We start from the raw sequence: 21,365 nt of genomic DNA, 5'->3' as shown, positions 1-21,365 counted from the left end.
CACTCGCTTATCCAGAGGCGGGCGGGAGCCTCCTCGGCGTCGCCTGCGGGGTCTCCCTTGGCCGCGCTTTTCCCGCAGGAGTCTCGTACCTTCCGTTCCTATCAACCGAAATGTTTTTTAAAATAAAAACTGCAGGCAGATATCTATTCGGAACCAAGTTTAAAACTAGTTTATCCTTTAAGTTTTTTTCACCTGTAATCCTCATTGGCCAAACCGTGTTTTTAAAACAAGGCTTGCTTACCTTCATGGTTTACTTTTATATTGATGAAACCTATATTGGATGGAAGAAAAATTGCGACACTCCTGCCGAATAACTGGCTAGCCGAGACGCCACAGGCGCTTGCGCCGAGGAGGCTTGGCAGACGGTCGGCGGAAAGGGAGCGGATTTCTAAAATCGACGGACCTTTTTAATGAAAAGACTGTAGCCAAACCGTGTTTTTAAAACAAGGCTTGCTTACCTTCATGGTTTACTTTTATATTGATGAAACCCTATATTGGATGGAAGAAATTTGCGACACTCCTGCCGAATAACTGGCTAGCCAAGACCCCACAGGCGCTTGCGCCGAGGAGGCTTGGCAGACGGTCGGCGGAAAGGGAGCGGATTTCTGAAATCGACGGACATTTTGAATAAAAAGCGTCTATTCCATTCTGGGAATGCATATCGTATCCTCTTTTTTTGTGACAATTCTGCAAACATATAACTGAAATTCATTAAATTTTAGTATAATGACTTGTAGAAAGTGTCTTCAGGAGGAGTTTTTCATGAACATAATCATGCGTTTTCTTATCAACGGGCTGGTATTGCTCGTTATTGACTGGCTTCTCGACTCCATCACGATCAAATCTTACGGAACTGCCTTGCTGGCGGTTTTTATATTATCGATCATGAACTTGCTGGTTAGACCCATCCTCCAACTTATCACATTGCCGATCACCATCCTGACGTTCGGGTTGTTTTCTTTCATTATCAATGCCTTCACATTCCAAATCACTTCCTATATTGTCAGTGGCTTTGTAATAGATTCTTTTTGGGGGGCTTTAATCGGATCATTGTTATTGAGTTTCATTCAAAGTCTTCTTTTAAAACAGAGTAAAAAAAACCGTCAGTAGCATGCTGACGGTTTTTCGTGTCATTTCCATGACAGCCTTCGATATTTCCCGGGCTATTTCACTAAATTCCGCTAAGCATCACTAGCTGTTTTCTCTCATTTTTGACAATCCAGAAGGAAAAAACGGCTAATATCCATAACTTTACATATACATGCCAATTTCTCTGGAAATGGGTATGAATAGAATTATGGAGGAATCACATGTTCACAAAACATGAATCAAGATTTGCCCAGTCCATATTACTCGCGCTCGCTTTCTTTATTCCCTCTCTTTACATTACTCCATCACTAGCAACGGCTGGCAATGATGGAACTAAACCAAGCTGTTCCTTATCTTTAGGACAGCTTTTCCACTTTTAAATGTCTAAATTTTTTGAAAAATCACATAATTATATTTTGTTTGTATAGCATTATTAATAGTTTCGAATCATTATTATACGAGAAAAAACATGGGATCACTCCCGTGGTAAGCGTTTTCATTTTTTGCTTTACATTCATCCTATTAAAATATATTATTTAGTTGTAATATTATGTGAAAAATCAATAAATAATATGTATTCTCCTCTACTAGTGATAAAATGCTAGATAGAGAAAATTAAACTCCAACATAGAAAAGGGGAAAATTATGCAAAACTCCAAAGAATCTCAACTACATAGAGGTTTGGAAGAAAGACATATCGCATTAATGTCTCTTGGCGCAGCCATTGGAGTCGGTTTATTTCTCGGCTCGGCATCTGCGATTAAATTAGCCGGTCCAGCAATCATCATTTCTTATGCCATTGGCGGACTTATGATCTATCTTATCATGCGCGCACTAGGTGAAATGGCAATAAAAAATCCAGTCGCAGGCTCCTTCAGCCGCTACGCAAGCGAATTTGTCGGTCCTCTTGCCGGATATATTACCGGATGGAATTACTGGTTCGTTTGGATCGCCACCTGTATGGCTGAAATTACGGCAGTCGGAATCTACATGCAATTTTGGTTCCCTGATACTCCGCAATGGGCTTGGGCGTTAGCCGCACTTGCCATCATGACAACGATTAACTTTCTTGCTGTAAAAGCTTACGGTGAATTGGAGTTTTGGTTCGCCCTCATTAAAATCGTAACGATCATCCTGATGATTGTCCTTGGCTTCGGAATGATCATCTTTGGTTTGGGGAACGGCGGAATCGCGGTCGGTTTCGGCAACCTTGTTGAAAATGGCGGATTTTTCCCTAATGGGATTTCTGGAGTCATCCTTTCGTTCCAAATGGTCATGTTCGCCTATTTGGGAATTGAAATGCTCGGTGTAACCGCAGGTGAAGTTAAAAACCCTGAAAAATCTTTAAAAAGAGCCATCGATACCGTTTTTTATCGGATTTTACTTTTTTACGTTTTAGCTCTGACGGTCATTTTATCAATCACTCCATGGGATGAAATGAATGGAGAAAACAGCCCATTCGTTATGATGTTTGATAAAATCGGTATACCAGGCGCAGCAGGAATCATTCAGTTTGTCGTACTGACAGCAGCCCTTTCATCTTGTAACAGCGGGATCTTCAGTACAGGAAGAATGTTATTCAACCTGGCACAGCAAGGTGAATCACCAAAAAGTTTCGAACGTACAACAAAGTCAGGCGTTCCTGGCGTTGCCATTATCGTTTCGGCTATCGTACTTCTTTTCGGCGTTTACCTTAACTACATGGAAGCCGATAAAGTTTTCACTTACGTCACAAGTGTCGCTACATTCGGCGCCCTCTGGACATGGGGAACGATACTTGTCACACAGATTATGTCCAGACGAAAAATGAGTCAGGGAGAAAAACAAGGCTTATCTTACAAGATGCCTCTTTTCCCATTGACTTCTTATTTCACTTTAGCCTTTTTAGTATTCGTAATGATCGTACTCGGTTTTTCAGCAGATACAAGAATCGCTCTAATCGTTGGTCCGATTTGGATCTTACTGTTGGTAGTCCTGTATTATGTGACCGGCTTGCATAAACGGAAAAGATAAATGCCAGAGGGTGCCCAATCTAATTGGCACCCTCTATTTCATTCCTTCACCTTTTACCCCTTCTTTTGATCACCCAATGGACCACCGCACCAGCCCCGCCTAAAATAATGAGGATCGGCAAGTTTCCGATTATAAAAACAATGATTCCTGAACCCGCTTTAAGTAATAGATTCGCACTCGTTGCAAGTTGTTTCTTTGTCCTCTCCCATGTATTCAATTCCTTATTATCAATGCCCGGCACAACTATCCTGTCCTGTGATAACGTGATGGTGACCGTCGAATATGAGGTCTGGTTTTCAAGATACTTCATTTGCCCGGTCAGCTGCTCTATTTCTTCTTGTACCACGGCAAGATCGGATGATATTTTCAGCAAATCTTCCGTCTTCTCAGCATCCTTCATGAATGCAAGTAACCTTTCCTCCACTGCCCTCTTTGACTTCAATCTTGCTTTTAAATCCACATATTGCTCCGTTACATCCTGTCCTGTCACATTCCTTCCGACCACTTCTGAAGCCTCGCCCTCACTATCGGTTAGAAAATCCTGAAAATGGGCTTCAGGGACCCGAACAGTGATCGTTCCTTCCACCAGTTCTTCATCTTCCCTGTATACATTGGACTCAACAACATATCCGCCATATCCTGCCGCCTTATTCTCAATCTTCATTTGTGCCTTTTCAAGGTTCTTCACCTTCAACTCAAGCTGGGCCTGATGGATGACCTTTCTTTCATCCGTCATTCCTTCCTTTTCCGCTGCTTCTTCCTGCACCTTATTCCCGGAAATGGAAGCGTCCATTTTACTTTCCGCCTTTTCATCCTGTGATTCCGATGCTGAATCATCTTTTTCGTTACTGCTGCATCCAGCAAGTAAAAGGAACAAACTGAACATTAGCATCATTGTTTTACGGTTCATCGGTATTCCCCCCTTTTCTTAATAGTACCGACGTTAAAATTTGGAAGAAAGTTACACTTCTTGATTTAAGGGGATGTTTTATTTTCAGGTGCGAAAGTAAAGGTATAAAATGAAGAAAGAAATGGATTGCATTATGAACTACGGAAAATTGGCTAAAAGTGTATTGGTACCTGTGGTCGAAAGATCACTATTCGCCACAAGGAATTCAAAAGAAATTTATGACAAACTCAAGAAACCTGCTTTTGCTCCTCCTTCCTGGACTTTCCCCATTGCTTGGACCAGCCTTTATACGAATATGGGACTGCTGACCTTGATAACACTGACGGCATTCGAGTTTTGTAAAATAGACCGTATATCAGGTTTAGCAATGATTCCCTATATAGCATGGGTCACCTTGCTATTTAGATAGAACTTTTCCATTTTCAGAAACTATTAATCACAAAAAAGAGCACCCCTTATATTAAGGAGCGCTCCCTTTAGAGTTTCACGAGTAAAAGTTGAAAACTCACGAGTAATTGCTCAATTTTCACGAGTAAACCCGCTAAACTCACGAGTAAATGTGCTATTTTCACGAGTAAACCTCAACTAACTATTGATATTCGTAATTCTGCCTTCAATTCCTGCCGTGATCTTTCCGCCTTTAAAGGTCTCTTTCACATAGTTAACGAATGCTTCCAGGTCTGCATGTCCAAATACACGCTCTTTTCCTTTCAGGACGGTATAGTTATCACCGCCGCTTGCCATGAAATCATTGACGGCCACCGTGTATGTTTCGGTATCCTTGACCGGTGTTCCGTCCGCTTTCTTCAATAAGGTGACACGCTCCGTGACAGGTTTACTGAAGTCGGCTGTATAGCTCAGTCCAGAAATTTGCAAAGTTTTCGGAGATCCTTCCACTACCCATTGCTGTTGAAGCAGCGTTTTCACTTCCGCTCCAGTCAGTTCCAGCTTAACCAATACGTTTCCGAACGGCTGGATTTTCGCTAAATCGGAAAAAGTGACTTCCCCCTTTGGAATATCTGCACGGATTCCGCCTGGATTCATGAAGGCAAAATCGGAGTTCAAATCGGCCTTCATTGAATCGGCAATTAAATTTCCAAGGCCCGTTTCCTGCGTATAGGCATTGGTTCTTAAAATTTTCTCGTCCGTTGTCCCAAGCGGAGCTTTCAGCTCGGGGAACATGTCCAGGTAGTCGTTGATGAATTTCGTCGTCCCGGCATCCGGTGTGATGCCATCTTGTGTAACCGTAACAATCTCAGCTGACTTTTTGACAATATCCTTTGTGCTTGGATCGATTTCCAAATCCACATCATCAAAAGCCGTTCCATAAGAGTAAGCTTGTACGATCAATTTATTATCGACATAGTTATTGACCTTTGCATGATTATCTCCGGCTAAGATCACATCCACTTCATCATCCACGGCATTGGCAAGATCAGCCACTTCGCCTGTGATGACCCCTTCCTTTTCCGTGCCTGGGTCATGTGAGATGATCACGATCGATTTGACGCCTTTACCTTTCAACTCACTAACCGCCTTATTTACGGCAGGTGCCTGTTCTATGAATTCCACATTCTTAATGCCATCCGGACTTACTTTTTGAGGTGTGGCATTCGTGACTACACCTATGAACCCAATGTCAACCCCGCCGACATTTTTTATGACGTATGGGTCCAAAATCGGTTTTTTCGTGTCTTTATATACGACATTGGCCACTACATATGGAAAGTTCAATTTATCGAATACCACATCGGATGTTGGCGACTTTCCGCCATTGATTTGAGCCATCAAGGTTTCTACCCCTTTGTCGAACTCATGGTTCCCGACAGTTCCGACATCGAATTTCATATCATTCAAAAACTGAAGCGTCGGTTTATCCTGGATCAAAGAAGAAACGGGTGCACTTGCCCCAACGGCATCCCCTGCCGAAAGTAAAAGTGTATTTTCAGGGTTTTCAGCTTTACGCTGCTTCAAGTGAGCGGCTAAATAATCGGCACGCCCTTGTTTGATGCCGCCAAAATCGGAGGTGGTATCAAGCTGGCCGTGAAGATCATTGATTCCGAGCAGTTGCACCTTAACGTTTTCTTTCCCCAAATTGTATTTGTAAATGCCAAAGCCTTTATCATCCTTTTTGCCTGTATAGGAAATCGGGCTGTCTTCCTTTAAATATTCCGCACCTTTTGGCGATGAGGTGAAAGTAACGTTCACCTTGCCTGAAATCGGGGCTATCGACCAGTTATTATCAGCGGTTGGATTGATCTCACCCTCTTGTGTGATGTAATCCATCAAGATCTGGCGATTTTCATCCGCAGAGTCAACCACATATTCGCTGCCCTTGACTCCCGGGAAGTTCCCCCCGCCCGAAGCACGGTAATTATTCGTCACGACGATGAAATCTTGATTCGGGTCCACTGGTTCACCATTATATTTCAAATCTGCAATCCTGCTTGAATCCGACACTTTTATCCCTTTTTCATCATAGCGCGGAGCCTTGGTGACATCGATTTTGTAAGTGACACCGTCAATCACATCAAAATTATAGACGGCAAACTTTCCATTAAGCAGCTCCTGTTCCTCAGACTTGGCAGGATCGATCGTATTATATTTCCCGGCAGACATCTCAAGCCACTCTTTAACCACGGACCCTTTGATCTTGATTGCCTTCAAGGTATTATCGTATAAATATAAATCACCGGCGCTGCGGATGGTCAGTCCGCCTTCCTTGATTTCCGTGAATTCCTCTACGCCATTGCGACCCGCTTTGAATGGTGCTCCTACAGAGAGGATGGGCAGGTCTTTGTATTCAGGGCGGTTGCTTTGAATGTATTTTTCTACATACCATTTCTGTGCGCTCGTCACAACCTGTACGGAAGGATCGTCTTGCACAAGTGCGAAATAACTATGAATTGGAGCTGTAGTCGTTCCGATTGGCGTGTTAACATACTTGATCGTTCCTTCGTGATCCTTCTTCACAGCTTTGACGACAGCTGCATCTTCAGCCGCTTTTTTTCCTGTTATTTTGTCGTTGATTGCCCGTGTTGATGAATCGGAATTGACGACCTTCCATTTTCCCTTGATATTTTGGATATCAAGATCGATGATCCCGAGATGACTGCCGCCATATCCTGCTTGAACGGCTGGTACACCATTGATGGTACCCTTTTTATTATCCACGCCTTCAAGAACCTTTCCTTGGCTATCTTTGAATAGGCTGTCTAAAGAAGCCTCATCTTGTGCCGGGAAGACTTTATGCGTGTGGGAGAACGTGATGGCATCGATGCCGGATACCTTGCTTAATGAATAGATGACATCCTCGGTATTCTTGGTATCGCCATTAAACCCGGAATGTGTGAGGGCCACGATGACATCCGCGCCTTTTTTCTTCATTTCAGGTACATATTTTTTTGCGGTGGTGACGATTTCCTTTGTCATGACCTTACCGTCTAGATTCGCTTTATCCCAATCCATGATTTGCGGAGGGGCAAATCCAATGTATCCTATTTTTACTGATTTTTCTTTTCCATTGATGTCCTTCACTTTCTTCGTGACGATTTTATAAGGAGCATATTTATTTTTATCATTCTTTGGATTATTGTCTTTATCCTTTTTATAAACATTGGCATTGACGTAAGGGAAGTTCGCATCGTTGATGGCCTCGTCCAAATAAGATAAACCATAATTGAATTCATGATTGCCGAATGTAGCCACATCATAATCAAGCAGGTTCATCGCTTTATAAACGGGATGGACTTCACCCTTTTTCAGAGGCTCTATTTTCGCTTTGTACGTACCTAGGGGGGTCCCTTGAATAAGGTCGCCGTTATCCACTAAAACGCTATTTTTCACTTCTTTTCGTGCCTGTTTGATTAAAGATGCCGTGCGGGAAAAGCCGACGGAGTCCGATACGGCATCCTTATAATAATCATAGCTCACCAGATTGGTGTGTATATCAGTCGTTTCCATGACCCTTAGTTCAAATGGGGCATCCGAAACGGAGGCTGCCAGGCTTTTGCCGAAGTCACTCGTATGGCCGTTATAATTGGAGACGACCGACACGTTAACCCAATAACCCGATTTGTATGAGTTGAAGTACGCCGAGAACTTTTGGGCCGACTTAATATCCGCCTCAACGGCTGATTGTGAAATGACCTTCGTCCCATTCATTAATTGAAAGACAACGGTTTCATTTCCTTTGTTCCCCTTTTTCGGTGTGACCGTTACAGTCGCTTTGGTGCCTTTTGAGTAATGAACAGTAGGAGCTGAAATGATAAATGGTTCAGTCGTGGCAGGTTTCTTATTAGACTCTTTGGCGGATGCCTCCCCCGGTACGGTAAATGGCGCTGTAATTAAACTCACAGCAAGAATCGGGGCGAGCATCTTCTTAACATGCAACTTGTACGACATACTTCACAACCCTTCTAGTTTTGTAAAATGCTAGAATAATATATCATGATTTTGTCGAATTATCGCCAAAATTTACCGTAATATTATGAATTTTGAATAAACGGTACTTTTTACCCATTTCCATCCAAAACGCCTAGCTCGATATACCTTCAATCATGTATATAAATCATCATAGAATCCCTTTGTATCCTTAGGGAGAATCTCCCCTGATAGAGAAAGCTGGCCCATGAAAATGAACCAGCCTGCTAACATCGTATGGTTTTCAAATATGTTCCTTACGCTCTTTTTTCAGGGAAACCCTTTGAAACGGCAAACCTATAAATCCCGATCTATTAAACTGGCGGATACCGGTTCGATGCCCATCTCCCTCGACCAGATGGACAGCTGGCCTATATGGTGAATTTCGTGCGCTATGAGATGGCGCAATATCCTGCCTTTTTCATATGTCCCCTCCATCCAGGATGGCTGAACCATTCCATGCCCTTCTTCAATTGCATCCGAGTTCAAATAGTCCATGATCTCTGAGTGATATTGGTTAGATAAATCCTCCACTTTTCCGATCGTATCATAAGCGTCCAAATCGATCGCGACATCAGGCCTCCCTTGTATGGCCCTGATCCAGCTGCATTCGACATCGATAATATGGGCAAGTGTCCGCAATATATTGCCCATCCCTCCCGTACGCTGCCGTTTCAGTTCTTCATTCGGTAAGGATCGGCACCACTTGAACCATTCCCTTCTTACCTGCCAGTTATAATTGAATAATGTCAAAATCCTTCCCATCCCCCCTAACACTCTTTGTCGTCAAATTCCCTTCAGCCTTTGTATTGATAATAATCCTGTCTTTGAATCGTTTTAAAGCCACAAGATTCATAGAGTCTTAACGCATGCTCATTAGTCGCCTCGACCTCGAGAAAAATATCATATCCCAGCTGGCATTGTTCGGCTACAACCTTTTTCAATGCCTTTCTTCCAAGTCCTTTTCCCTGGTATTTTGGCAAAATGGAAAATCCATAAATCCACGCTTCCCCGCCTGAGTGATCAACACGGATTTTACCGACTGCGCGCCCGCCCTTTTCAATCATCATGGTTTTCAGAGTATCCTCATATAGGATGCGCCGATAATAATCCTTCGCCTCTCGTTCCGTAAATCGGAAACATTGAATATCCAGCTCAATTTCCGTTTCCTCATCATCTCTCCGTGAAGGGCGAACGACTGCATCATCATAATCATCAAGCTCCGTTTCGGACCACTTCATTTGAAACTCTGAAAAAGCAAACTCACATGGGAGCTGTTTCAAAAATTCTGTCCCAGAATGTGATTGAGCAGGTGAGTTCAAGAGAATCACCTTATAGTTGCGCTCCATGGCACTCCTTATCGCCTCTTCCAGCAGCTTAGTAAAAATGCCTTGCCTCCGGTAGTCGGGGTGCACCATCCCGCACATCTCCGCTTTGTTTCCAAAATCGTAAATACCAAGAAAACCAACAAGCTTCAATCCATCATAGTGGAGAAAATCATTCTTATGAACACCATTTCGACTGCGAAGCGTTTCCCAATTCAGTTTTAACGTAAAACCTTCCCGTTCACATTCTTGCTGCAGGATCCGAATATCTTCCAGCTGATCACTTTTCAAATATGCCACCCCTTTTCCATATTATCAGTTTATTACCAAAAAATAAGAAAAGCAGCACCCTTTTACTTGGGTGCCGCAAACTATTCAGAAGTTTTTTGATGAATGTTGTTTTTTTAAAAGTATTTTCACTTTAATCCATAAAACTAAAATCCTACGAGGGGAGGATTTCCTATCTAATTCCATTGACGGATGAATTATAGCAGTAAAATGATTCCAAATGACGATTATTTTTTACCTATTTTGTGCTATATTCCAAATAATGGTTTATTATTATTTTATTTTAGGTTAAGGGAGGGATTTAACAAAAGCTTGAATCAGTTAGTACCCATTTCTTTATACCCGAATTCCGGACCCTTTTTAGTATAGAATCCGAAATTCGGTGTTTACCATCCGGCACTTACGTCCTGAGGTTATCGTTTTTTCGTTTTATGAGCGGACTTTTTTAAGTTCTCTACGTCCGTTGTCAGTTCTTTTAATTGTTTACCGAAGCGGAAGAGCAAAAACATAGAAACGACGAATGGATAGCCAAATTCGCTAACTAATGAAACCCACATAGTAGCATCCTCAATCATCATCCTCTTCACCCCTTTTCTTTGTATCTGATATCTAAAGTGAAACTTGTCAAAAAAAATCAATCTAGCACTATTGATTTATGGAAAAAAGAACGAATGTTCCTATATAATTGATTTATTCCCCTTGTCTATCACTTTATTAATAAAAGGAGGGATAACAATGAACCAATTAACTTCTCATTTTTTTTCTCATTCATTGGAGTTTCTGCAGCAACAGTACTCATCTTTCTTTGCACAACCGATCATTCAATTATTCTTACAGAACCCAGAGCATTTAAAGATTTTCACTGAAACTCTTGATTCCCCTTCTTCCCACAACATTGATCATCTCAACGAGACTTTCAAAATTTTCTATTACCGGGCTAAAGTATACAAATACATGTGCTCCTTAATTTACTTCTTCTCTGTTGATTTTGATAAAAGGGCACGGAAGCAGCGGGAACGTTATCGAATGGTACTTGATGCGACACCAAGGGATACTGGCGGATTGATCGATCGAATCGGCACCTTGGATGTTCAACTTGAAAAGATGGGGGAATCGAATGAACTCGCTTCACACATAAGTGATGAAGAGATGGCAAAAGCCTTGAAGAAGTTAACAGCCAAACAAAGCCTTGTGCTGACCATGATCTTTTCCTACGGCCTATCCAACAAGGAAATCGCTGCCTATTTCCAGGAGTCGCCACAGAATATCTCAAGCATCCGTAAACAAGCTCTAAAAAAACTTCGAAAGCACTATATGGATGAGGTATATGTTAGAAAGGAGAAAAGCCATTGTGGATAAAAAACTGTCAAAAGAAGAATTATTGGATCTGATCGACTCTTTGAATCCTAAAATAAAAAAATCATTAAAAAACACGAACTATCAAGACCGGAATGATCTGGAGCAAGAAATTAAACTCAAGATCATTGAATCATATGAAAAAATCGCAGCAATCGAAGCCCCTAATTTTGAGGAGTTCCTTGCAGAATTCCTGACTAAGCAAAAACAATGAAAAAGTACCAAGTCCAGAGAAAGCTGCTGGACTTGGTACTTTTTTTGAATCTCAGTTTGATGGTTTCAATATCAGCTTATCCCCTTTTGGATCGTCCATCGTGGTTTTGTGATAAGTACCCTCTGCCCAATCATCAAGCTGATCGTGATACCACTCACTTTTAACGTTACCTGATTGACCCGGTCCAACAAGGTGATATCCTTGTTTCATGTCGGCTAGGTCGATGACGAATCGCCAGGAGCCACCGTGATTAACGGTTCCATCATCTAAAAATGCCGCCGCCTGTACGGTGACACTGCTGCCGCCTACCGGAATGCCACCGCCGCCGTTAAATAAATAATGTAACGGGGCGACACTTGATAGCGGGTGGTTAAACCTGACCTGATGATAGTCTCCCCATTCCCAATCAGCTATATCGTCACCTTGTGATTCTGCCAGTTCCGTTAACGTCACCTGTAACGACTTGGCAAGCACCTGCTCAAGTCCGCCTGCATCTTCAATCCAAGGGCCCGGCTTACCGTCCAGTGCCCGCCTTAGCAGTTCATCAATGGCCGAACGCCTTCCATTAAAAAGGTTGAGGGTTTCTTCCGGTATTTCTTCTTTAAGCAGGACATCCCCTATATTTCGCATCCAGACATTAAAAATCATAGGTGCCGCTTCATCAGCGGAATCGATATGATTCCATTTCTTCAGAATCGTCAGTGCCTCGGCTTCCTGTTTCCCAGATGGACCCTTCAATACCTCCACGAATCGAGGAACAAACTCCTTAGCTTGCAAATTCACTTTATCCATCTGCAGGCTTTGCATATCCTCGGCCGTAAGCTTTTTATTCGTCTTTAAAAACTCCTGTATCCTCATCTGGCGGTATGGCTGTGCCCAGTTATTGCTGATATGGTAAGGGTAATCATCCGAGATGACTTTATTATTCGCAGTCGAAATGAATCCCTCTTTTGGATTCACCGTTTTTGGAAGTTGATCAAAGGGAATATAGCCTTTCCACTCAAATTCATCCGTCCAGCCAGGTACAGGCAGCATACTATCACCTTTTTTCCGGATTGGGATTTTCCCATTCGCCTTATAGGCAATGGTCCCATCGGCTGACGCAAAGACGAAATTCTGTGCCGGCGTTTCGAATTTCAAAAGGGCCTTTTCGAATTCTTTCCAGCTTCCCGCCTTATTCATATTCAGTACCGCTTCAAGCTCGGCAGATGGATCAAGTGCCGTCCACCTTAAGGCAAGCACGGTATCTTTTCCGCTTTTCCCGGCAAACTCGGAGACAACGGGTCCGTGGCGGGTAACCGTCACTTGATAGTCAAGTGTTTCCCCATCCTTCACCTTGATGGGTTCGTCCAAGATTTCAGCTTTTTCCCATTTACCTTTGTAGGAGAATTCTTTCTCGTTTTCCGGGTTTCTCCTCTCAATATACAGATCCTGAACATCCGGACCGGTATTGGTCACACCCCAAGCGACCTCTTCGTTATGGCCTAATATGATTCCCGGAATCCCGGCAAAAATGACACCGCTCACATTGACTGACGGGGCCTCCAAATGCATTTGATACCAAACCGACGGTGTAGCCAATCCCAGGTGGGGATCATCCGCCAATAACGGCTGACCGGATTTCGTTTTCTTGCCTGAAACGACCCAGTTATTGCTGCCGTTGAATTCATAAGGAATAACGGCCCCTGCAAAACTTTTTTCAATATCCAGTTCATCCTTGCTGATGATATATGGGGCGTTCTTTGGATAATCAGGAAATAAATCATATGCCTTTTCCTTGGGGAACGTTTGCAGCAAATACTGCCTAAACGCCTGATCTTCCCAGTTCCCGCCTAAATCAAAGGCCATATATTTACCGATGGTCAGCGAATCGACGGGTGTCCAAGGCTCCGGTTCGTATCCAAGCAGAGTGAACTCCGCCGGCCATTTCCCATTCTCCCTCAATTCATCGATATAAAGATTTACCCCCTCGGCAAACATATCCAAGGCTTCTTTTCCGTCACTTGAATATGCAGCATAAGAAGCTTCGGCTGCCCGCCTCAAACCAAGTGTGCGGAAATACTTATCATTTTTGACGGTTTTCTCACCAATCACTTCACTTAATCTACCTGACGCCTGACGCCTGCTTAAATCCATTTGAAATAAACGGTCCTGGGCTTGGATATATCCTTGCGCTAAATACAAATCATGTTCACTCGCTGCGTTGATATGCGGGACCCCACTTGAATCCCTCACCACCGTAACCGGTTTCAAAAGACCTGGAAGCGATATTTCCCCCTTCGTTTCCGGCAAGGCTCTTGAAAGGAATACATTTGCGGCAATCAAGACAGACAGCGAAAGTATGATCAGGATTCCAAAACTCCATAGCGCCCGCTTTCTCCACTTCCGTTTTGGCTTTTGCTGAGGTACGGCAACTTCCATCGATTCATCTTCCTCTCCCCTTAAAACTCTCTTTCTTTCTATTTAAGATATTCCGCGTTTAACTCCATCTTTCCTACCACCCTCCCCACATTGTCTCTTTTTATTTCAAGGTGCAAGTACGGATTATTCCGAGCAACGTCGAATTATTACACACAAGGTCGAATCAACTCCCTCAAGGTCGAATTTTCACCGTGAAATTGCTCCGATAAACAGTAAATCAAATGCAAAAACACCGATACAATGTATCGATGTGGCAGGGAATGCTAGCTATTTGCAATAATGTATTCAATCACTTTATCAGCATCGTCTGTATAAAAGAGAGCTTTATCAAAGTCATGGGCAGCCTTCGTCTCGGCTTCCATATATTCAATCGGGGAAAGGAGACCAAAGATCCTCTTCCATTTATGAGTTTTCTCCAGAAGTTTTCTTTCCTTTTTTATATCCTCTGGTATGAATTCATTAATGATAAACCATGGGTCGGAAAGTGAGTGGTCCCCAAAACGTTCATTCAAGGCTCGCAATTTGTCCCGATCCCATTCCACCCTTACCAAGTCCGATATGACCGAGACATTTTGGACCGAGTCGAGGATGCGTTTGGACAAGACGTCATATTCTTCATCCTCCAACCCATTATCCGTCATGATTCCTACACAATACCATTTTTCGTAATGTTCAGGTTCTTCATTTTTCTTGAAAAACACTATTCAACCACCTTCCTTACACGCTTTACATATCCTATTTAATTTAAATCAAAAACAACATGTCCGTCCACGTCACTTCACTATAACATGGAGAAATATTGATGGGCGATTAAATATAGGGGCAGCAGGAATGTTAGCCTGACATAGAAAAAAAGATACCCTAAAAAGGATACCTCCATCATACTGGCTGAAGAGCCAGCCCTCTTTGGTTAAACAGATATTCCAGGGCCTGCCTGAACGATAGAAAGGCTTTTACCTGATTTGCAAAATCAAGTTTGACGATCTCTTTCACGACATCAGGGGTAAAACCGACAAACATCGTTTCCGTTCCCATCAAGGCCAATGCCCCCACTAATTGATCCAGCAGGGAGAGCATATCGCTTTCCTTCGTAAAGGTAATTCCCGAGAAATCCATGATCAATACTTCCGCATGCAGATCTGCACATTTTTGCAGCACCGTCGATTGCATCGACTCCATTCTCCAATCGTCAATGCGTCCGATCAACGGTAAGAGCAGCACATCCTTTAATACGGTCTGAACAATCGGGGTGGACAATTCTTCCATGACTTCTTGGTTTTCCTTTATCTTCTGCAAAGAATCGTTTGCCATTTTCGCCATTTCTTTATAATGATTCACGTAACTGATACTCACACAGTGTATGAACTGGTCCAGGATTGCATCAATTATCGAGCTTGCCTTTAACAGAATTTCAATGGAGTAATATCGGTTGCTCACCTCTTCTTCAATGAAACTCCAGAAAAGGTTACGCATCGCTTGAGCTTCCTCAATATTCTTATCTAAAGGAATGCCCATATCCACGACGCGCTTACCTATTTCCATACCCGTTATTTTCATGCTTTCCATCGCTTGTGCCTTTCCATGAATCAAGGCATCTGCATGAATTTGAATAAGTTTTGACCGTACCTCTTTACTCGTTTCTAAATCATAGAGCGGTTCCTCTTCTTCAAACAACTCGATATGCTCCACTAAGATATATTTAAATTTTTCAATTTTTTCGCCGATCATTCTTAATTCTTCCATATGGACCTCCCATACAGGGCTTTTATCATATTTTAGCAAATAAACGAGGGTTAAGGATATAAAATCCTTCTATTACCAATATGCTAATAGACGTTTACCCTTTTCTTGATAAGGGTATTATGTTATATGACTTGGAGGGATGAACATGAAAAAAGATCAACAAGACTTCGAATCTGAAAACATGAGCGATTTAGTCGAGCTCATAAACAGTAAAAATAACAGCCGCAGAATCTTGGATGTACTTCGGCGTAATAAAAAGGATAAAAGTAAAGGCAAAGATAAAAAATGAAAAAACCCAGTCCAAAATGGCCTGGGTTTTTGAATGGGATCAAATAAGAGCTGAGCTGTTCATTAAGCAAACCCAGCTCTTTCGTCATTAAAAATCGATAAGCCACTACCTTTTTCTCCGGATCTCTTCCACATGGTTCCCTTCAGTAGTAATATAGACTGTTTCATCAATTTTGTATGTTAAATAACGGTCACAATCAATTTCAAACGTTTTCCCATTGTCGAATTTCATTGCGCAATTGGATCCCTCTTCGGTTTCCGTCACATCAATGACTTCGTTCGTCTTAAAACCGACTGCCTTGCCATCGGAGAAATGCGGATAGTATTTTTCAACAATCTGCACCTTATGCAATCTGCCCGGACTTGTTAAGTATACAACGAATAATATAATTAAAACGGCTATTAACCCAATGAGAATTACTGCTTTTCGTTTCACTCTATCTAATACCCTCTTCTCTTATCAATCTATTATTCAATATCCATTTTCACTAGATTATATTCAGGATTCCGGAAAAACATGATAGAAAAGATCATTTTATTTAACGATTTTCACTTTTTCCACCATCATCGCACAAGCGGCAGCAAGGAGGATCAGAATGGATACAGCCGAGATGACCCCTCCCCAGCCGAACTTCATCAGGAATAAACCGCCTGATGCCCCAACTATACTTGATCCTGCATAGTAAAACAGGAGATATAATGCGGATGCTTGTGCCTTTTCACTCTTATCTGCCAAACTGCCGACCCAGCTGCTCGCAATGGAATGAGCTCCAAAAAAGCCAAATGTAAACAGGGCAAGCCCCATTATTTTCAGTAAAAGCGGGTCCAATAAAGTTAACAGGGCGCCCATCAGCATGATTGCGATTCCGATAAGAAGTACAACACTCCGACCATATTGATCGGCAAGCTTCCCCATCCATGTTGAACTAAACGTCCCCACAAGATAGATTATGAATATGAAGCCAATCAATGTCTGTGATAAATGATATGGCGGTCCCATTAAAGGTATACCCACAAAGTTATAAACGGTAACGAACGAGCCCATTAATAGGAAGGCCATGCCGAATAAGAGTACTAGTCTGTTATTCCTTAAGTTATTGATAAGGGAGGTTTTGATTCTCGATAATGAGACCCGTACGCGGACAGCATGCTGCGAAGGCGGTAGCATCCACCAAAAAGCCAGACTGATGATCAAACTTAAAGCTCCAAGGCTTCCAATCGCTATGTTCCATGAGAAATGGTCGGTCAGCACCCCGACAATCAGCCTGCCAGCCAATCCGCCGATACTCGAGCCGCTCACATAGATCCCCATCACATAGCCAAGGCTTTTCGGATGAAACTCTTCATTGATATAGGCCATCGCAATGGCCGGGAAACCTGCAAGCACCGCTCCTTGAATCGCCCGAATTGCGATCAGGATGTATAGATCATCCTGGATGAAGCTGACACATATGGATAACAATGCAGACAGAGTGAGCGCCGTCCCCATTATTTTTTTCCTATCGATATTTTCTGAGAAAAAAGAAACAAGCAATAAACAGAGTGCAAGCGTTCCAGTCGCGAAAGATAATGTAAGGCTTGCCATTGCAGGAGAGACTCCAAATTGCTTTGCGAAAACCGGAATGACCGGTTGGGTACTATACAGATCCGCAAACGTTACAAAGCTACCGAGAAATAAAGCCAAGATCGTTTTCCTGAATGATTTACCAGCAGGCTCGATATAATTCACATTTGTTCAGACCCTTCACTATTTAACTTTCCCCCTATGTTAATACGAACTTCCCGAGTTGTCTATTTCACCACTCTATCCAACGGGAAAATTTCATTCCAGCAACTAAAACAACCTTCACTGCATGCAGTGAAGGTTGTTTCATTAATTTGAACGTTTATCATCCCGCTCGCTTTTCTTAAGGAGCCAGTACACTGGCATACCGATAATGAGGATGATCACTGAGTACAGGGCATTTAAAGGTGTTTGGATTAACGTGCTTAAAACGATGTATATTGCACCAGCAATCGCCACGATGGGGATGAATGGGTAAAACGGCACTTTATACGTTTTTGCATCCGGATCTTTTCTGCGTAAGATGAAGACCGCAAAGAAGGCTAATCCATAAAAACAGAAGACAGAGAAAACAGCCATATTGGTAAGTTTGTCAGGGTCTGTTGCAACCATCATGATGATTGCAATGAACACTTGCAATACCGTGGCATTTATAGGCGTTTTGAACTTGGGCGATATTTTTCCGATTTGTTTATGGCCTGGCATCATTTTATCAGTCGCCATCGCCAAGGTAATGCGCGGGAAGGTCAAAAGCTTTCCGTTCAAGCAACCGAAGATTGAAATCGCAATTCCGATCGATATCAATTTCCCGCCCAATTCACCGAATAGAAGCGTTGCTGCAACATTCGCTGCATTCGTACCATGGGCTATGACTCCCTCCGCCCCCAATACATGAAGCATGGCAAGATTCACACCCAAGTAAGCGACCATGACGACGACCAATCCCGTTATGATTGCCCGCGGCAACGTTTTCTGCGGATTTTTCATTTCCCCTGCCATGAAGCCGACATTCATCCAGCCATCATACGCCCAGAGCGTTGCCAAAATCGCACCGGCCATACTGATTTTCATTGAACTTTCGCTATCGATATTGAATACAGGCATATCACCTTGTGCGATACCGAATACTGCTATGAAAATGATCGGGATCAATTTAGCAACGGTCGATAAGGTTTGGATGATACCGCCGTATTTTGTCCCCAGCAAGTTCATGCCTGCTATGAATACAATCGTAAGAATCCCTATCGCCAAAGAGTAGCTTGAAGCGATCTTAAATATTCCTGCAACTAATAACCCGAAGTATAAACTGAGTGCGCCCATGACTGCAGGTCCGTATACCAATGTCTGAACCCAGCCGCATAGGAATCCCCATGCTTTACCGTACACTTCTTCCATATAGACATATAAGCCGCCCGTTTTAGGAATCCGTGTACTCACTTCAGCAATCGTCAACCCGCTTGCAAGGGTAATCAGACCGCCTATCAGCCAAGCTAACAAGGCCATGGTTGAATTACCGCTCAATTCAAGCACGTCACCAGGTCTCATGAAAATACCAGAACCGATAACTGTACCAACTACAATAGATGTTCCAACCCAAAAGCCAATCGTTTTCTTCAATTGGTCATTTTTCATGTTGTCCTCCCCAGGTGTACACATGTACTTTATTTATACTAAAATTATATCATATAAATTATATGGAAATAGTTTATGTAATCATTTGAATATTCCGGAAAATACCCAAACACGTTGGTATCATTACGCTCAGGCAGTTTTATTTTATTTATATTTTTTTTACTAATTATGACTGAAACTGCACTGAAAACCGAATATTTTTTTATTATAAAAAGATTTATTGAGTTTTTATTCAATAATGACGAATTAAAAACTTAAAAACTAAATTATCATTCGTTATTAATTTCATGGGAATCCTGCTTATTTTCGGACGCACAAAAAACCACCCCGAATCAACGGGGTGGTTCCTCTCCTCTTTCAAGCTTCATTTCGTATTACCAAATAATGAATAGAAGCACAACCGCCAAGACGATCCGGTAAATGGCAAAAGGAGTCAATTTAACTTTATTGATTAAAATCAAGAAAAAGCGGATACAGAATAATGCAAAGATAAATGCACTGATGAAACCTGCAATAAAGAATGGCAGAACTTCAGGCGTGAAGCTATCCCAGTATTTCACGATTTTCAAGAGACTGGCACCAGCCATGATCGGCACTGCCATGATGAACGTGAAATCGGAAGCAGCCCGATAGCTCATCCCTAATAGCACACCGCCTGATATCGTTGAACCTGAACGGGAAAATCCCGGCCATAGTGACAAACATTGAATTAATCCTACACCAAAGGCTTGTTTATAAGTGATTTGGTCAACCGTCTCTGCAGTCAGCTTTGGACGGAATTTATCCGCAGCAATCATCAAAAATGCGCCTAGGAACAATCCGACGATAACCGTCTTCATCGTAAATAAATGATCATCAATATAATCTTCGAATAATAGACCTAAAACGCCCGCCGGCAACAATCCGACAATGATCTGCAATAGGTTAAGCTTTTGGCCGTTCCCAGCGGATGTGCCTTTCAGCTTCCTTAAACCAAGCAAGTCCATGAATCGCCCCCAGAAGAGCACGACAACGGCGAGTATCGAACCAAGCTGGATGACCACCTTAAAGGCATTAGCCACTTCACTCCCGAAAAGCTCTTTCGAATTCAGCCATAAATCATCGACGATAATCATATGCCCTGTTGACGATACAGGAGCAAACTCAGTTAATCCTTCTACAAGACCAAGGATAACTGCAACAAAAATTTCCCACATATTCATTTTATTCACCTCATGTTTCGAACACCTATTTATGGAAATACCATATGTATTTTACTCGTTGTTTAAAATATTGTCTATTAAACATTGCTGAAACAATTCAAGCGTACATGTATGATAGGGTTCAAGATAAAGTTTAAAGGGGAAGTGATGATTTTGCAAAACATACTGATTTTCGCCCATAGAGGGTCCAAGGGGACGCATCCTGAAAATACCATGGCAGCCTTTCAAAAGGCGGCAGAAATCGGGGCCGAGGGGATTGAGTTCGATGTCCACCTTAGTTCTGACGGGGAATTGGTCATCATACATGACGAAACACTTGATCGAACGACCACCCTTACTGGTTATGTAAAAGATCATTCGGCACAAAAACTGAAAACGGCTGATGCTGGGAGCAAATTTTCCAATGAATTCCTTGGGGAGCAGATTCCTTTTTTAATGGACGTTTTCGACTGGGCTAAGGGAAATGCTTTATTGATGAATGTCGAAATCAAGACGGATAAACTCGCTTATGAAGGAATCGAACAGAAGATCATTGATTCAATTCGTCAATATGGAATGGAAAAAAGGGTGATCCTCTCTTCCTTCAACCATCAATCCATTGAAAAAGTGAAGATGCTTGCCCCAAATCTTGAACGGGCATTATTGTTCGAGGGACTTCCTGAAAACTTCGAAGAAATCTTACGTGATAAAAAGGAATCGGGTTTTCATCCAGATAAAAACAGCCTGACTCCAGCAGTTAAAGAAAAAGCGAAAAAACTCGGATATAAAATCCGGCCTTGGGTCGCCAATGATGAAGCCGACATCGTCAGGCTGGCAGAGTTGGGAGTCGACGTCATCATGACCGATTTCCCTGAAAGGGCAATCAAGATTTTAAAAGCTTGGCAGTCACATGGCTGAA

20 protein-coding genes are annotated in these 21,365 nt (G+C 42.5%); 8 read left to right on the top strand and 12 right to left on the bottom strand.

All coding sequences use genetic code 11. The annotated features are described in order from the left end of the window. The first annotated feature begins 762 nt into the window (after positions 1 to 762). The 3 genes from OTG27_RS02540 (at position 763) to OTG27_RS02530 (ending at position 3,102) form a co-directional block, all read left to right on the top strand. The gene (locus tag OTG27_RS02540; protein ID WP_057278003.1) at positions 763 to 1,110 is read left to right on the top strand and encodes a phage holin family protein; all 348 of its coding nucleotides are present in this window, start codon (positions 763 to 765) and stop codon (positions 1,108 to 1,110) included. Between the two features lie 200 nt (positions 1,111 to 1,310). Further along, positions 1,311 to 1,469: a hypothetical protein gene (locus OTG27_RS02535; protein WP_268936108.1), complete on the top strand. Its 159-nt coding sequence runs from the start codon at positions 1,311 to 1,313 to the stop codon at positions 1,467 to 1,469. A gap of 265 nt (positions 1,470 to 1,734) precedes the next feature. Next, on the top strand, positions 1,735 to 3,102 hold the full coding sequence (locus tag OTG27_RS02530; RefSeq protein ID WP_057278004.1) for an amino acid permease: 1,368 nt from the start codon (positions 1,735 to 1,737) through the stop codon (positions 3,100 to 3,102). A gap of 46 nt (positions 3,103 to 3,148) precedes the next feature. Here OTG27_RS02530 and OTG27_RS02525 read toward each other — a convergent pair whose 3' ends face one another. Beyond that, positions 3,149 to 4,012, bottom strand: coding sequence for a DUF4349 domain-containing protein (locus tag OTG27_RS02525; protein WP_230134658.1), 864 nt, complete (start codon positions 4,010 to 4,012; stop codon positions 3,149 to 3,151). 109 nt (positions 4,013 to 4,121) lie between these two features. Between OTG27_RS02525 and OTG27_RS02520 the strand changes: the two genes are divergently transcribed. Continuing rightward, positions 4,122 to 4,421: a TspO/MBR family protein gene (locus OTG27_RS02520; protein WP_268936107.1), complete on the top strand. Its 300-nt coding sequence runs from the start codon at positions 4,122 to 4,124 to the stop codon at positions 4,419 to 4,421. A gap of 176 nt (positions 4,422 to 4,597) precedes the next feature. Here the strand turns inward: OTG27_RS02520 and OTG27_RS02515 are convergent, their stop codons facing one another. The 4 genes from OTG27_RS02515 to OTG27_RS02500 all read right to left on the bottom strand — a co-directional run bounded on the left by OTG27_RS02515 (position 4,598) and on the right by OTG27_RS02500 (position 10,625). Then, on the bottom strand, positions 4,598 to 8,416 hold the full coding sequence (locus OTG27_RS02515) for a bifunctional 2',3'-cyclic-nucleotide 2'-phosphodiesterase/3'-nucleotidase (RefSeq protein ID WP_268936106.1): 3,819 nt from the start codon (positions 8,414 to 8,416) through the stop codon (positions 4,598 to 4,600). A gap of 315 nt (positions 8,417 to 8,731) precedes the next feature. Then, positions 8,732 to 9,190 carry a DinB family protein gene (locus OTG27_RS02510; RefSeq protein ID WP_268936148.1) on the bottom strand — a complete coding sequence of 153 codons (459 nt, stop codon included), beginning with the start codon at positions 9,188 to 9,190 and terminating at the stop codon, positions 8,732 to 8,734. Positions 9,191 to 9,231: 41 nt separating this feature from the next. Next, positions 9,232 to 10,059, bottom strand: a complete 828-nt coding sequence (locus OTG27_RS02505; protein WP_374941232.1) for a GNAT family N-acetyltransferase — start codon at positions 10,057 to 10,059, stop codon at positions 9,232 to 9,234. A gap of 401 nt (positions 10,060 to 10,460) precedes the next feature. Beyond that, positions 10,461 to 10,625, bottom strand: a complete 165-nt coding sequence (locus tag OTG27_RS02500) for a YvrJ family protein (protein ID WP_081088496.1) — start codon at positions 10,623 to 10,625, stop codon at positions 10,461 to 10,463. A gap of 157 nt (positions 10,626 to 10,782) precedes the next feature. Between OTG27_RS02500 and OTG27_RS02495 the strand changes: the two genes are divergently transcribed. Further along, entirely contained in the window at positions 10,783 to 11,406 is a 624-nt protein-coding gene (locus tag OTG27_RS02495; RefSeq protein ID WP_063574794.1) for a sigma-70 family RNA polymerase sigma factor, read from the top strand. After that, positions 11,399 to 11,617 carry a hypothetical protein gene (locus tag OTG27_RS02490; RefSeq protein ID WP_048678007.1) on the top strand — a complete coding sequence of 73 codons (219 nt, stop codon included), beginning with the start codon at positions 11,399 to 11,401 and terminating at the stop codon, positions 11,615 to 11,617. The genes OTG27_RS02495 and OTG27_RS02490 overlap by 8 nt, the downstream gene beginning before the upstream one ends. 51 nt (positions 11,618 to 11,668) lie before the next feature. Here the strand turns inward: OTG27_RS02490 and OTG27_RS02485 are convergent, their stop codons facing one another. From OTG27_RS02485 to OTG27_RS02475, 3 genes are all read right to left on the bottom strand, one after another. Continuing rightward, positions 11,669 to 14,038, bottom strand: coding sequence for a penicillin acylase family protein (locus OTG27_RS02485; RefSeq protein WP_268936104.1), 2,370 nt, complete (start codon positions 14,036 to 14,038; stop codon positions 11,669 to 11,671). A 263-nt stretch (positions 14,039 to 14,301) separates the two neighbouring features. Then, positions 14,302 to 14,739, bottom strand: coding sequence for a hypothetical protein (locus OTG27_RS02480; RefSeq protein WP_145506585.1), 438 nt, complete (start codon positions 14,737 to 14,739; stop codon positions 14,302 to 14,304). Positions 14,740 to 14,917: 178 nt separating this feature from the next. Further along, on the bottom strand, positions 14,918 to 15,781 hold the full coding sequence (locus tag OTG27_RS02475; RefSeq protein WP_053536706.1) for an STAS domain-containing protein: 864 nt from the start codon (positions 15,779 to 15,781) through the stop codon (positions 14,918 to 14,920). 145 nt (positions 15,782 to 15,926) lie between these two features. Between OTG27_RS02475 and OTG27_RS02470 the strand changes: the two genes are divergently transcribed. Beyond that, positions 15,927 to 16,070 carry a hypothetical protein gene (locus tag OTG27_RS02470; protein ID WP_158226130.1) on the top strand — a complete coding sequence of 48 codons (144 nt, stop codon included), beginning with the start codon at positions 15,927 to 15,929 and terminating at the stop codon, positions 16,068 to 16,070. A gap of 105 nt (positions 16,071 to 16,175) precedes the next feature. Here OTG27_RS02470 and OTG27_RS02465 read toward each other — a convergent pair whose 3' ends face one another. From OTG27_RS02465 to OTG27_RS02450, 4 genes are all read right to left on the bottom strand, one after another. Next, a complete protein-coding gene (locus tag OTG27_RS02465) occupies positions 16,176 to 16,505 on the bottom strand; it encodes a hypothetical protein (protein ID WP_034310337.1) in 330 nt (109 codons plus the stop codon). A 99-nt stretch (positions 16,506 to 16,604) separates the two neighbouring features. Further along, positions 16,605 to 17,798: an MFS transporter gene (locus OTG27_RS02460; RefSeq protein WP_063574789.1), complete on the bottom strand. Its 1,194-nt coding sequence runs from the start codon at positions 17,796 to 17,798 to the stop codon at positions 16,605 to 16,607. A gap of 144 nt (positions 17,799 to 17,942) precedes the next feature. Then, positions 17,943 to 19,265, bottom strand: a complete 1,323-nt coding sequence (locus tag OTG27_RS02455; RefSeq protein WP_268936103.1) for an APC family permease — start codon at positions 19,263 to 19,265, stop codon at positions 17,943 to 17,945. A gap of 374 nt (positions 19,266 to 19,639) precedes the next feature. Then, on the bottom strand, positions 19,640 to 20,467 hold the full coding sequence (locus OTG27_RS02450) for an undecaprenyl-diphosphate phosphatase (RefSeq protein WP_057278017.1): 828 nt from the start codon (positions 20,465 to 20,467) through the stop codon (positions 19,640 to 19,642). Between the two features lie 153 nt (positions 20,468 to 20,620). On the opposite strand from OTG27_RS02450, the gene OTG27_RS02445 reads away from it, so the two are divergent. Continuing rightward, the gene (locus tag OTG27_RS02445) at positions 20,621 to 21,364 is read left to right on the top strand and encodes a glycerophosphodiester phosphodiesterase (RefSeq protein ID WP_268936102.1); all 744 of its coding nucleotides are present in this window, start codon (positions 20,621 to 20,623) and stop codon (positions 21,362 to 21,364) included. Position 21,365: the final 1 nt, after the last annotated feature.

It is taken from the genome of Peribacillus sp. AS_2, from assembly GCF_026891895.1.
Lineage (GTDB): Bacteria > Bacillota > Bacilli > Bacillales > DSM-1321 > Peribacillus > Peribacillus frigoritolerans.
The sequence above is the reverse complement of the archived record's forward strand: the minus strand, read 5'-3'. Positions and strand labels throughout refer to the sequence as shown.